12 protein-coding genes are annotated in these 13,548 nt (G+C 41.7%); 4 read left to right on the top strand and 8 right to left on the bottom strand.

The genetic code is table 11. From position 1 onward, the window contains the following. Positions 1–1,329 precede the first annotated feature (1,329 nt). From purE to IFO69_RS09405, 5 genes are all read right to left on the bottom strand, one after another. Positions 1,330–1,845: a 5-(carboxyamino)imidazole ribonucleotide mutase gene (gene purE, locus IFO69_RS09425; protein ID WP_192009807.1), complete on the bottom strand. Its 516-nt coding sequence runs from the start codon at positions 1,843–1,845 to the stop codon at positions 1,330–1,332. A 3-nt stretch (positions 1,846–1,848) separates the two neighbouring features. Next, positions 1,849–2,988: a 5-(carboxyamino)imidazole ribonucleotide synthase gene (locus tag IFO69_RS09420; RefSeq protein WP_192009806.1), complete on the bottom strand. Its 1,140-nt coding sequence runs from the start codon at positions 2,986–2,988 to the stop codon at positions 1,849–1,851. Positions 2,989–3,080: 92 nt separating this feature from the next. Further along, positions 3,081–3,233 (bottom strand): lmo0937 family membrane protein, encoded by a 153-nt coding sequence (locus IFO69_RS09415; protein WP_192009805.1) that lies wholly within the window; start codon positions 3,231–3,233, stop codon positions 3,081–3,083. Between the two features lie 78 nt (positions 3,234–3,311). After that, positions 3,312–5,075: a MutS-related protein gene (locus IFO69_RS09410; RefSeq protein WP_192009804.1), complete on the bottom strand. Its 1,764-nt coding sequence runs from the start codon at positions 5,073–5,075 to the stop codon at positions 3,312–3,314. Positions 5,076–5,201: 126 nt separating this feature from the next. Beyond that, on the bottom strand, positions 5,202–6,698 hold the full coding sequence (locus IFO69_RS09405) for a sulfatase (RefSeq protein WP_225444060.1): 1,497 nt from the start codon (positions 6,696–6,698) through the stop codon (positions 5,202–5,204). Between the two features lie 206 nt (positions 6,699–6,904). Between IFO69_RS09405 and IFO69_RS09400 the strand changes: the two genes are divergently transcribed. The 4 genes from IFO69_RS09400 to IFO69_RS09385 all read left to right on the top strand — a co-directional run bounded on the left by IFO69_RS09400 (position 6,905) and on the right by IFO69_RS09385 (position 10,543). Further along, complete coding sequence (locus tag IFO69_RS09400; protein WP_192009803.1) at positions 6,905–8,152, top strand: helix-turn-helix domain-containing protein; 1,248 nt, start codon at positions 6,905–6,907, stop codon at positions 8,150–8,152. 108 nt (positions 8,153–8,260) lie between these two features. Beyond that, positions 8,261–9,022: a hypothetical protein gene (locus IFO69_RS09395; protein WP_192009802.1), complete on the top strand. Its 762-nt coding sequence runs from the start codon at positions 8,261–8,263 to the stop codon at positions 9,020–9,022. A 104-nt stretch (positions 9,023–9,126) separates the two neighbouring features. Next, positions 9,127–9,591: a hypothetical protein gene (locus IFO69_RS09390; protein ID WP_192009801.1), complete on the top strand. Its 465-nt coding sequence runs from the start codon at positions 9,127–9,129 to the stop codon at positions 9,589–9,591. 349 nt (positions 9,592–9,940) lie between these two features. Beyond that, positions 9,941–10,543: a DNA-3-methyladenine glycosylase I gene (locus tag IFO69_RS09385; RefSeq protein ID WP_192009800.1), complete on the top strand. Its 603-nt coding sequence runs from the start codon at positions 9,941–9,943 to the stop codon at positions 10,541–10,543. A gap of 739 nt (positions 10,544–11,282) precedes the next feature. On the opposite strand, the gene IFO69_RS09380 is transcribed toward IFO69_RS09385, so the two are convergent. The 3 genes from IFO69_RS09380 to IFO69_RS09370 form a co-directional block, all read right to left on the bottom strand. Further along, the gene (locus IFO69_RS09380; RefSeq protein ID WP_192009799.1) at positions 11,283–11,660 is read right to left on the bottom strand and encodes a GxxExxY protein; all 378 of its coding nucleotides are present in this window, start codon (positions 11,658–11,660) and stop codon (positions 11,283–11,285) included. Between the two features lie 354 nt (positions 11,661–12,014). Then, on the bottom strand, positions 12,015–13,043 hold the full coding sequence (locus IFO69_RS09375) for a sugar phosphate isomerase/epimerase family protein (protein ID WP_192009798.1): 1,029 nt from the start codon (positions 13,041–13,043) through the stop codon (positions 12,015–12,017). A gap of 159 nt (positions 13,044–13,202) precedes the next feature. After that, on the bottom strand, positions 13,203–13,548 hold a 346-nt coding region (locus IFO69_RS09370), incomplete at its 5' end, for a WG repeat-containing protein (protein WP_192009797.1).

Below are 13,548 nucleotides of genomic sequence, written 5' to 3'. Positions count from 1 at the left end.
TTTTTCCATGATACTATTTAATTAATGATAAAACATGGAATGAATTTAGTGTAAGCAACTGATATTAAACCTATTAAAGCTTTAAAAATCAAACAACTACCGACGTAGGAGGTTTTGTTCAACGAGTGGCTAAACGCATTGCGTTTATATCTCTTATATTTTGATTTGAAAACCTACAACTAATAATTTAAATATCCAATCCCTCCAAAGGACTTTTTATACTGGAAAACCCCTTCGTCGTTACATGGGTGTAAATTTGAGTGGTTTTCGGACTTTCATGCCCTAGCAAACTTTGAATGTACCTTAAATCCTTTGCTTAAAGTGGTCAGAAGTTTGAAGCCTGAAGACCGAAGCAGTTGATATTTTAATCAAAACGAACATTTCGACTCGCTTTTAATCTTTACTGGTGCCATTGCGGATATACTTTAAGTGTAATTTTAGTTTTCATAATAAAAAATTATTGCGCATAAATTAAAAATGAGAGATATATGCGCATGTTTATGATCAGTAACCTTTTAAAAATACAAACTTTCCAAGACTTCTAAAAATTCTATGGGCCAAGCCCTTTGCGCCCTGACTCCAGCTCTAGTTATCAACAAAAATTCCCAAATCCTTCCATTTACAACGATACTGTTTATCCAAAAAACATATTGCAAATACGGATCAGCACGGAAGGATTAGAAAAAACCTTTAATATCTCCAATATTGCCCATGTACAACATTAGAATAGTTTCATCCACAGTTCCCTCCTAAGCTTGCTGAATATCCCACCAACTTTTGGCGTCATTAAATAGGGATAAAGTCATGACTTGCTAACAATAAGTCTCAATAAGTTATGCCGTTTCCCTACACCAGTCAGGCATCAACCTTACCCTTCTTAGGGATTGATCAGGGAACAATTCCAAATTATCTTCGGATTCCACTCGGGTATTTCCGAGCTTGATCCGAAGGTGATCCGAAGGAGATCCAAGAGTGATCCGAAGAATATTCTGTTTTCCCCCAAATGGAAGTAAAGCCAGTGTAAGGACTATAAGGGAGTTGGAGGTAATAAGACGGGTAGATATAGGTAGGGAGCTTGTGTAGATATGTGTCTATAGCATATAGTGTTTTTTGATCGCCCATGTTCCAAACAAAGATCCCATCTAGTCCTCGTTTGTACCCTAAATCCGTAGGTATGCTACCAAAAAAGCCGCATCAAATATACCCGAAGCAGCTGCCCAATAAATCAAACCATAGGATTTGCAGTACACCCATGAAATAGGTTCACCCACAAAAAAAGGCATCAGCTTGAAACAGCTGATGCCTTATCTTTATTCATCGAATCTTGGATCAATCATCCAGGGTATCTTTCCAACCTTTCAACTCCACATCCCTGGCGGTTTCTTCCACCTTTTCCTTCAGTTCTTTCTTAAAACTATCCATGCTTTCGGCCACCTTGGCATCATAGGCACCTACGATGGAAGCGGCCAAAATACCTGCATTTTTGGCACCGTTTAGGGCTACCGTGGCTACAGGAATTCCTCCTGGCATCTGAAGAATAGAAAGGATACTGTCCCAACCGTCAATGCTGTTGGAAGACTTGATCGGAACCCCAATAACAGGCAATGAGGTCAGGGAAGCGACCATGCCAGGAAGATGGGCAGCCCCCCCAGCACCTGCTATGATTACTTTGATCCCTCTCTGGCGTGCGCTCTCTGCATAGTCGATCATCCTTCTGGGTGTCCTATGGGCAGACACGATGGTCAGCTCATAACTTACCCCCAATTCTTCCAATGCCTTCGCCGCATCTGACATAATAGGAAGGTCAGACTTGCTCCCCATGATGATTCCTACCTGTTTGCTCATAACTTATGCTTTTATCTTAATGATTTCTTTTACTTTTAGTGCTTTGGCTTTCAAGGCCTCCACATTTTCCTCCAAAATAGTCACATGTCCCATTTTTCGGAAGGGCTTGGTGATTTTCTTGCCGTATAAATGGATATATACGCCCTTTTCCTGCATGGCCTCGTCCATACCTTCCACCAAAGCATCGCCCGTAAAGCCATCTTCTCCCAGTAAGTTCACCATCGCTGCAGGCATTCTCAGTTCACTGTTGCCCAAAGGCATCCCCATTACCGCTCGCAAATGTTGCTCAAACTGCGATGTAAAGTTCGCTTCGATGGTATGGTGTCCACTGTTGTGGGGCCTTGGCGCCACTTCATTGACCAGGATTTCTCCTTCCTTGGTCACAAACATCTCCACGGCCAAAATCCCGATCATATCCAGCTTGGTAATGACTTCTTTGGCTACTTGAATCGCTTCCTCACTGATTGCATCTGATATTTGGGCAGGGGCAAAAAGAAACTCCACCAGGTTGGCAGTAGGGTGGAAGGCACATTCCACAGGAGGAAAGGCATCCAGTTCTCCTTGCTCATTTCGTGAAACGATCACTGCAATCTCCTTATCGAAATCCACCAATTTCTCCATCAAACTAGGTGCTTCAAAGGCTTTGTCCAAATCAGCTGCTGTCCTCACCACCTGCACACCACGACCATCATAGCCTTCTTTTCCCAACTTGTTTACCGCTGGTAGAAAATCTGCATTGGCCAAGACGGCCTCTTTGTTATCCGTCAGGATAAAGTCAGCTGTAGGGATTCCCTGCTCCTTATAAAATTGTTTCTGCTCTCGCTTGTCCTGGATCAATTTGATGATATGAGGCTGGGGAAAAACTTTTTTGCCTTCTTTGGCCAACTGCTCCAGCGCATCGGTATTGACATTTTCTATCTCAATGGTGATAATATCACAGTTTTGACCAAACTGGTAAACCGTATCATAATCCGTCAGCTTCCCCTGGGTAAACGCTTGGCAAATGTGCTTGCAAGGCGCATTGGCATCAGGATCCAAGATATGAATGTCAATATTATAACTAATGGCGGACTGGATAACCATACGGCCAAGCTGGCCTCCACCTAAAATTCCTAAAGTCTTCTGCTGATAATTATCTTGCACTTGTAGTCTTTTTTTGAGATGATCCTGCAAAATTAACATAAAAAAACGCTAACCTAGACCTAGATTAGCGTTTTTTCATCCTTACAGTTACTTTAGACCGATCGGCCACCGATAAGTCTGAAAAGAATGGCGATAATGGCCAATACTAATAATATATGAATTAAACCTCCGACACTATAAACAAAGGCACCAAATACCCATCCGATCAATAATATGACTGCGATCAAATACAATAAAGAGTTCATAATTTATGGTTTTAAGTGAAATAATTGATTTACAAAGTATTATAATCAATCAATGTGCCAATTTCTCTCAAACCATGATTAATATTGAAAACGGATGCCCATTAATTCCATCAATTTATGGGCATTGAAGCTTGGACAAGGCCCTTTTTTGATTTTATAATCAAATAAGATTTCATTGTCTTTTATATCGCTATGAAAGCTATAGTTAACTAATGTAGGGATTTTATTATCCAACTCAGACAACTCAATATCATGCGTGGAAATGATTCCCTTGCTATGGCTTTCGGCCAACTGTTGTATCAGCGCTTCACTCCCCATCACCCGGTCTGTGGTATTGGTTCCCTTGAGAATTTCATCCAGCAAAAAGAAAATGGGAAGCTGTTTTTCGGCCTGATCAAGCAACCCTTTGATCCTTGCAAGCTCTGCATAGAATGAACTGACACTTTCTCCCAGGTTATCGGTATTGCGCATACTGGTAAAAAGCTGAAATGGCCCAGTTACAAATTTGGCGGCAAAAGGACTAAGTCCCAAATTGACCAAAACCAAGTTGATGCCCAAAGTCCGCATAAAGGTCGTCTTTCCAGACATGTTGGAGCCTGTGAGTAGTACCGTCTTTTGATTTTCTTCCATCTTGAAATCATTCCCCACGCAAGTTTCATGGCGTAACAGGGGATGCTTCAGGTTTTCTACCTCCAATGATAAGCTATCCGTCCAATCCACCCGGCAATCCAGTTCTTCCTCATTGGTAAAGGCTGCCAAGGAAACCAAAACCTGCCATTCCTGAAAAACCGTTTCCCAGGCTTGCATATGGCCCGCATGTTTTTGCTTCCAACGCTCCAACCTAAATAGCGCGATAAAATCGATCCAAAATAGTAGGTTAAAAATCAGGTAAATCATATTGATGCGATTTTGCACCATAAAACTTCTCTGCTCCAGGGATTTTAGCGCCACAGAGGCTTTATAAGACTTTTCAAAAACCGGGCTTTGCAATTTTTTAAGGTAAGGATCATCAAATGACAACTTCTCCAACTCCCTGGCCCAAGCGGTCAGGGTCTTTAAATCCCCTTCATCAGGCATGACTTTGCTAGCCCGTAAAAGCGGCTTAAAAACCATCCCCAATGCCAATAGCCCCAGTAAAATCCAAGCGCTGATATAGGCAATGGACCAACCGGCAAATAACCAGGCAAACAATAGCAAAATGCCCACTGATGGCCCAGCGACCATAGGCAGAAAATAAAATGATTTCCACGCTTGAGGCTCTTTAAGCCATTGGTAAAAAGCCTTTTTGGACTTCTCTTCCTTCATAAAAGCCTTACCGATAGCTTCGAAATTCCTCACAAAAACCTTTTCTCTGGAAAGCTCCCGAATCGCTGGAAAACGCTTTTCAGCTAATTCCGGATCTACTTGTGCCTTCATCCAATCAGCCAATAATGCTTTTCCTCCTTCACCCACGGTATGGTCAATCAGCTGAAAAAGGGAATGATCCCCAAATAAATCCAGATCATTACAAAAAGGGTGCTGCTTATCCTTATGAACCTCTCCCTTATCAAAAGAAGAAAGCTCTCTGTTTTGTCGCAAAACAGTATCCTTCTCCATTTGGAGAACCGCTTTGAGAAAGGCCTGACGATCCTTTTGCAGGTTAAACAACAGGATAAAATAAATGAAGAGGGCACTGAGTGGGAAGAACAATAGCAGGAGCCATTTGATCTCTGTAAGACCTACTATCAGGACTGCCCCTAAGGCAAAGAATAAGACCAACCGGCTTAGTGCCAAGCTGGCCATTTTTTGTTTGCAAGTCCGAAGCTCTTCTGTGGCGTTGGTGGTTCTAAAGTCTACGGTCATATGCCAAATATAGAATCTTTTGGTTTATTCCAATGAAAAATTAATGACTTGTAATCAGGGCTTTATTACCAAAACAGGTAAAAAACAAATAAAGCCCTAATTATAACATTTTTCCTATGGCTTAGTCTAGTTCCGATAGATTCCCGTATCCCCTCTTTCTAATAAAGGCATCAGTTTTTCCACCACCTTTGGCTTTTCGGCTGATATGTTTTTGGTCTCATAGGGATCTTCCTGATGGTCGTAAAGTTCAATTTCGGGGGCTTGCTTTCTGAAGTATTTTGTCATTCTATAACGCGGTGTCCTCAATGAAATACCATTTTTGAAATAGCTGTAAGCTGTATTCCTCCACGTAGCTTCTTGGGGCTGATCCATCAACGGCTTCATGCTTTCTCCATCTACCTCATAGTCCATTTTTACACCTGCCAACTCCATTAGGGTAGGGTAAATATCCGTGGTACTGACTACCTGCTCAATGTTTCCGCCACCTTGCCCTGGACGTTTGATCATCAACACACTTTGCAAGGCCACATCAAAGACAGTATGTTTTCCCCAAGTCAGTTGGTCTCCCAAATGCCAACCATGGTCACCCCAAACCACCACAATGGTATTTTCTGCCAGACCTTGTTTTTCCAGTTCATCCATCAATTTTCCTACTTGCGCATCCACATAACTCACCGCTGCCAAGTAACCGTGACGTAACTTTCTGGCATAGGTATCTGACACAGCGCTGTCCAAACCGGCTTTTTCCTCTCCAAGCAAATACTGGTTCAGCTCTCCACTGGCTTGTAAACTTGCCTTAGAAGAATTTTCCGGAATAGCAGCAAAGAGTGCCATAGGAATCTTTTCCTCCTCATATAGGTCCCAATATTTTTGCGGAGCAGTAAAGGGTAGGTGAGGCTTAAAAAAACCAACACCAAGAAAAAAAGGCTGGCCTTTTTGCTTCAGCTCTTTTAACTTATTAACAGCTAGGTTGGTAGTAAGGCCGTCTGGATAACCTTCATCATCCACATCTGCGGACTCATAAGGCTTCACTTGTTTTTTCATGCCATTTCTATTGCTTCCATCTGCATAGCCAAAGAAGGCATTGTGTCCAGTACCCCACTTTCCTGCATCAAAAAGCATCTCGTCCCAGCTGTTGGGCAATTCGAGCTGATTGCTTCTTGGCTCATTGTAACCATACACATAACCATCAGGATGATGGGAGATTTTGCCCATTCCCACCGTATAATAACCATTGTTCCGAAGCGCATGAATGAAGGTTTCTGGCTTTGCACTCGGCGCGCTATCCGATGCTATAAATTTTTCTGAAATTTCTTTAGCAGCAACCATATTGCTGAGATCGCCCCCATCTTTTGGAAGTTGACTGGTAAGAAGATTATACCTGGAAGCTCCACAAGTAGGAACTGTTACATAATGGTTTCTGAACAAATAGCTTTCTCTGGCCAACTGATCTAGGTTTGGAGAGTGGACATAATCTTTTCCATAGCAGCCCAGTTCAGGCCTAAGGTCATCTATGGCAATAAATAAAATATTAGGAGGAGTCGCTTTTTCAGAGCAGGCTATCAGGTTCATGGCTGTCAATATCCCTACTATGGAATAAGTCAATCTCATTGGGCACTTCATAAAAGAAAATTTAGGTTAACCGCCCAAATATAATCAAGATCATTGGATTGTTATTTTAGCTTCTAATGGTATAAGTCAAATGAATATACAGTGAAGCAACTATTAAATTACTTTTTCAAATTATTAAAAGTGCATTTCGTTGTCATTGACCCTTAAAAAAGTTATATTTAATAACACACGAATCACTGAATACCAACGCCTACAATTTGGACAATTACTTTTTTACCGGCCCAAGGCAAAGCTATTTGCTCATAAAGACCATTATACTCTTTTGGGGCATAGTGGGGGTGGGCTTTCCATTTCTCGCTACCGCCAAAGTGGAAGAGGAAAAGAGTTTTGTCAATTTCATCGAAGTCCAAGCAAAAAGTGTTGACCGTCAGATTCCTGCTTTAAAATACCATAACGGTATCTTTCCTTTCTTCGACTATGAAAATTGGTCTGCTGAAACCAACCTTCAGCTTCCCGTCAATACTCCTGCTTCTTTGATAGTTACATCCTCTGAGCAGGATAAATTTGTGATGGCAAAGGTCATAGGGTTGGCGCTCTTTGGACTTTTTCTTATTTGGGGCTTTATTTGGGTAAAAATAATTGTTGAGAAAGACCAAAAAACAACCTATTCCATTAAGCAATTTGAAGAAGCTCTACCGATTAGGTCAGATTCCCTTTCACCCGTGCTGGTGGTGGAAGCCAATAATAGCCTTAAATTAAACCTGATCAACTGGCAAATAGATGCCTTATTTGTGGCCAATTTCCACGATGCCCAGAAGCTTCTTCAAAGTCATTCCCCGGACTTGATCATTTGTGATGCAAGTAACCGCAAAAATTCAAGTATACATCTGCTCAAGCTAATTCGCTCATCAGCTACACTGAAACACATTCATGTGTGCTTGCTTGGAGAAGAGCAGAATTATGAGCAAAAATTATATGCTTTGGTCCATGGGGCTGATGAGTTCTTATCCATCCAAATGGATCCGCAGGAACTTAAAACGCGCATCTCCAATTTGGTCAATCATTTTAAGGCCATCCGGCAGCATTATCAGGAAATGTCTGACAAAGACATCAAAGCAGGAACCAGTTTATCCAACCCTTATTCCATAGACAAGCAATTTGTGGCCAATGTGTACCAAGCCATCTTGGAACACTATCATGATGAAAGCTTTAATGTCAGCAAACTAGCTGCATTGGTTTACCATAGTCGCTCCAATCTCTTCCGAAAAGTAAAGGAGCTTACAGGACAAACGCCCAATTCCCTGATCCGTTTGGTCAGGATTGAAAAAAGTGCCCAATTGCTGAAATCTAAGGCAGGAACCATCAGTGAAATTGCATTTTCTACTGGCTTTAGCAGCCTATCCTATTTTTCCAAAGTTTTTACCGCTACCTATGGGACCAGTCCTAAAAATTACATGGAAACCCAGCATGAAAGTGGGACATTGGACGATATTACAAGTTTTTGAGAGCATTTTGCAACGGCTGGACCTGATCGTAGCGGTATATTTGAGAAAATCTTAGCCAGCCAGCTGATACAATTACCACTTTTTCACATTCTAAAACCCAAGCCAAATATGAAACATTCACTTCCTATCAAAGTGTCTATATTTTTCCTCGCACTGGTATTTTGTTCTTTTTCCTTATTTGCCCAAGAAGAAGCTCCCTCAGAGTTTATCCGTGTAATTGTAGAATTTAAAGTCAAAGAAGGCCAGACTTCCCTATTTGAAAAAAGCATCAGCAGCTGGAAAGAATGCTACCTCAGCAATGGAGGCGAGACCGCTTGGAGTCTTTTCCGACGCATGGACGGAGAAGGTGATAACTATGTCCTCACCTATGTCAAACCCAACTGGGCAGCATTTGATGATAAAGATAAGGCTGCTGGCTCTTGCAATAGTTTGGCCGACCTGATGCTCTCACCAAATGTGGAAGAATCCAGTCGGTATTTTACCAAATTTATGCCTGAAATTAGCAAGCAAGCAACACCTGAAAGTCCACAGTTGGTTGCAGTCACTTTTTTTAAAGTAAAAACAGGAAAGTACAGAAGCTTTATGGATCATGTTAAAACCATCAGTGGACATATCGCTTCTGCAGAGGGAAGTCCCAGGGGTTACTGGTACCGATACCTGGGTGGTGGAGAAAATGCTCCAGAGTTCTTTACAAGCAATACTCATCAAAGTTTCTCTGACCTTGATGGTATTTCCAGTATATGGAATACTGTCGAAAATGTCCTTGGCAAAAAAGAGAAAGACAAACTATATGATACTTTCTTCGAGTCTGTAGATGATCTATACAATCACATCTATCAGCTAATACCGGAGATCAGCAATCTACCATAAGTTACTATAAGACTTTCTTCATATTTATAAATATAAAAAGGTAAGCAAGCTTCTTTGGAGCTTGCCTACTTACTGTAACCTTTCAACCCCCAAAATAAACAGCCATGAAAACAAACTTTAAAACTTTACTCGCTTTCCTATTGATATTCCTGGTGGCATCTTTTGCCTTCCAAGTACAAGCGCAAGAAGAAGAGGAAATGGTTCCCAAAAAGTATGAAAATCCGGAATGGAAATACGTGGTGCTCATTGACTATAAACCTGGGAAATTTGGCGCTGCCCAAAAGATCATCAAAGACTATTTTATCCCAGCAGATCAGAAAGCTGGTGTACCTGGGCCTGAATTGGAGCTGGTCCTTCACTCTGGAGAGTATGACCTGATGGTCATCTGGGCCATGGAAGAGGGCATTGAAGAAATGAACTGGGAATTGAGCCCCCAATCTGTAAAGTGGCGCAAAGCCTTCAATGAAATGGTAGGAGGGAAGGAGGCCGCTGACAAAATCATGGATGAATACCGCTCCTATGTCAATTCCACCACTTCCTATATCAGCCTTAAAGCCAGTTATGACTAGTTGCTTTCCCCTATTATAGCCAACTCTCATTCCAGTCCCTTGGTTTAACGCTGGAGTGATAGTTGACAATTGAAAGCCTCGGCCTTTGCCGGGGCTTTTTTGGCTTAATCCACACTCACTTAATTTTGTCATGTAGGCAGGAAATAATTATTTCTTTCCGTAATTTTATATGAATTACAAGACTGTTGTTTAGTCTGTACAGCATACGCCGCAAAAGGAAATGAATTTGTTTTGAATACAATTCCTCTTCGGTCATCCAACTTCCTTCTTCTGACCAATATTGTCAAAGGAATTAGGCTGTTGGCATTATTCAGGTCATTAGATTATAATTAGCAAGTCAGAAAACCCTATGTCTCCCTATCAAATCAACCAATCCGAAAAATTCAGGTGTCCCTGGTGTCTAGGTTTTGAAGAATATATCAAATACCATGATGAGGAGTGGGGTGTTCCGGTTTACAGTGACAAGGTTCACTTTGAATTTTTGGTACTGGAGAGTGCCCAAGCAGGTTTGAGTTGGTCCACGATCCTGAAAAAAAGAGAGGGCTACCGCAATGCCTTTGCCCAATTCGATTACAAACAGGTCGCGGATTTTCCAGACAGCATGGTGCAGGAATTGATGCAGGACAGTGGGATCATCAGAAACAAAATGAAAATCGAAGCGGCCATCAATAATGCCCGTCGATTTATGGAAATCCAAGCCAATGTCGGCAGCTTTACCAGCTATATTTGGGATTTTGTAGGAGGTAAACCCATCCACAGCAATATTAAAAGTATCGGAGAAGCTCCTGCCACAACGCCTGAGTCGGACAATTTGGCCAAGGACTTAAAGAGCAAAGGCTTTAAATTTTTGGGCAGTACCACCATTTATGCCCATATGCAAGCTACGGGCTTGGTAAATGACCATTTGCAGCAATGCTTCAGACATCAGGAGGTAAAAAGAATGATCAAATGAACTTCTTAACAAACTTAGTGAGAACTGATCTCACGCCAAGGACAGCAAAGGTGACGCGAAGAAAGCGAAGATTCTTTATCTATAGTACACTAAACAAACCGCCTTGGCGAGCGCTGTGTATTCATTCTTGGCGGACTTTGTGAGAACTGGTCTCTCGCAAAGCACACAAAGGTGACGCGAAGAAAGCGAAGATTCTTTATCTATAGTACTCTAAATAACCCGCCTTGGCGAGCCCTGTGTATTCATTCTTGGCGGACTTTGTGAGAACTGGTCTCTCGCAAAGCACACAAAGGTGACGCGAAGAAAGCGAAGATTCTTTATCTATAGTATACTAAATAACCCGCCTTAGCGAGCGCTGTGTATTCATTCTTGGCGGACTTTGTGAGAACTGGTCTCTCGCAAAGCGCAGCAAAGGTGATGCAAAGAATGCTAAGATTCTTTCTTATAGTAAACTAAATAACCCGCCTTGGCGAGCGCTGCGTATTCATTCTTGGCGGACTTTGTGAGAACTGGTCTCTCGCAAAGCACACAAAGGTGACGCGAAGAAAGCTAAGATTCTTTATCTATAGTACTCTAAATAACCCGCCTTGGCGAGCGCTGCGTATTCATTCTTGGCGGACTTTGTGAGAACTGGTCTCTCGCAAAGCACACAAAGGTGACGCGAAGAAAGCGAAGATTCTTTATCTATAGTACTCTAAACAAACCGCCTTGGCGAGCGCTGTGAGAAAAAATCACAATTTCAAAGATTATTAACTAGACGATGAATTCCTTCTTTTAAAATTTTTGTGTTAAAATTGATAAGGAGAGCTAGTTTTTTATTGGACAATTTCAAATAAGTAAGTGTTTGTGAAAAGTGAACAGGGGCAAGATTTTCAACAGATTTTATCTCTATTATTACCTTATCCTCCACCACCAAATCCAACCGATACCCAATATTGTGCTTTACTTCCTTATAGATTAATGGCATTGCAACCTGATTCTTTACATTTAGACCAATTTCTTCCAAATCATACATTAAGGCATTTTCATAAGCCGATTCCAATAAGCCAGGACCTAAAGCTTTGTGTAACGCTAAAGCACATCCAATAATTTTATACGATATTTCATTCTCATCCATAACTAAAAAATACTTTGAATAACCTACTAAAAACTTTATCAATTAAAATATAAAAAAAATTTCAATAGCATAAATTTCTTTATGAAAAAATAGCTAAAAGTCAAGTAATTCTATCCATTTATGTAAGACCTTTAAGACTCTTAGCGAGCTCTGCGTAAGCTTGGCAGACTTTACGAGAACTGGTCTCACGCCAAGGACAGCAAAGGTGATGCGAATAGCACAAAGGAATTTTTATTGTGACCCACTAAAAAAAATCAATCTTAGCGAGCTCTGCGTATGCTTGGCGGACTTTGCGAGAAATAAAAAATCCCAACCCGAAAGGCTGGGATTTAATCGAATTTTTAATTCCGTTAATCAAGAAAGGGCTCTTTCACAAAACTCAAGGCACTTTCTCACCTCTTTGACCGCATCTGAGCCCTCTGGAATTTTGTATTCCAACTCTATGGTCGCAGGGAATTTATATTTGTTTTCCTTCATCAAATTCAGCAATTCAGAAATGGGCGTATCCCCTTGGCCCCAAGCCAAATTATCCTGTCCATTTGCCTTTGTTCGCCTATCCTTGGTATGCATACTCATGATGCGCTTATGCTGTTTCTTGATCAGTGGAATTAAGTCCGTATGACCCGCAGCAATATAATGCCCAGCATCTAGGTTCATTCCATTCCTTGGACTTTGGGCAAGGGCCGTATCCCAAAAGTCAAAGGTTTCCTGGGTATGTCCATGATAGCCCACTGTCATTTTGTGCTTTTCACCCAGTTTGCCCAAGCGCAGCGTTTGGGCATCATCAGAAGGATGCTCCAAGGTAACATGGCTAGCGCCTAAAGCTTTGGCCGCTTTCATTCCATAGGCTACTTCTGCATCGGTATTGTTCTTTCCAAAAGCATTGGGTTTAAAGGCATATATACTGACCCCAGCAGCTTTGTACATTTTACGCAAGTCCTCGAATTTCTTCATGTCCACCTTGGCCCTCCATTCCGCTACTTCCTTTGCATAAGCTTCACTTTCTGCTCTCATCTCCTCCAATTCTGCTTTTTCTTCAGCTGTCATGTTTTCTCCCTTTCGGGCCTTGCCTGCCAACTGATACATTCGGCCCCTGTCCATATCTAATTGAGGTTTTCCGGCAAAGTGCTCAGCAGGATCACCCATCAATTCGATGGCACTGATGCCCGCATCGGTCACATATTTTAAGGTAGCCTCTGCACTTTGCTCGGGCATTGACCTGAAGGAGTAGGTGATGCAGCCTATTTGCACCCCATTGATCATGGAATTGGGTTTCCCATAAGATTTGATCAAAGCCGGTGCCCCCTGAAGCCATGATGGAGCAGTAATCAATCCTGCTGCACCTAAGGCTGATTTTATCAGAAAATCTCTTCTATTTTTCATTCTATTTTGGGTTGGTTGATGGTAAAGTGTCTTTTATGGAATAACAAATTAGCATTTTTTGATGGATTAAAAGTTTAAAATCAATCCTGAAACAATATGCATGGATAGTTGGTGATTATCTTATATGAACCAAGCCAATTGACTCTTTATGTGAGTTAATTACTCCACATCTTCTGGATCATCATACTTGACGGGCACTACCACCTCACCTTCTAAATTGATAAAGCCAAACTTGTCATTTTTCTTCACCAATGCCCATTTGGGATTGTAAACGCCATAGTTACCAATACTTTCATATTCTATGGGGACAACCAGTTTTCCTTTTGTATCAATCAGGCCATAATAATTTCCCTTTCGCACTTGGGCCAAGCTTTGAACACCGTTAGAGCTGAACATCCCGATGCTCTCATATTCTACCGGAATAACCAAATTGCCCCTGTAGGATATGACTCCATAGTTCTTACCCTTGCGGACCACAGCCAAGCCCGAAACGCCTTGTGAGCCG

Source organism: Echinicola arenosa (genome assembly GCF_014841125.1).
GTDB lineage: Bacteria > Bacteroidota > Bacteroidia > Cytophagales > Cyclobacteriaceae > Echinicola > Echinicola arenosa.
The sequence above is the reverse complement of the archived record's forward strand: the minus strand, read 5'-3'. Positions and strand labels throughout refer to the sequence as shown.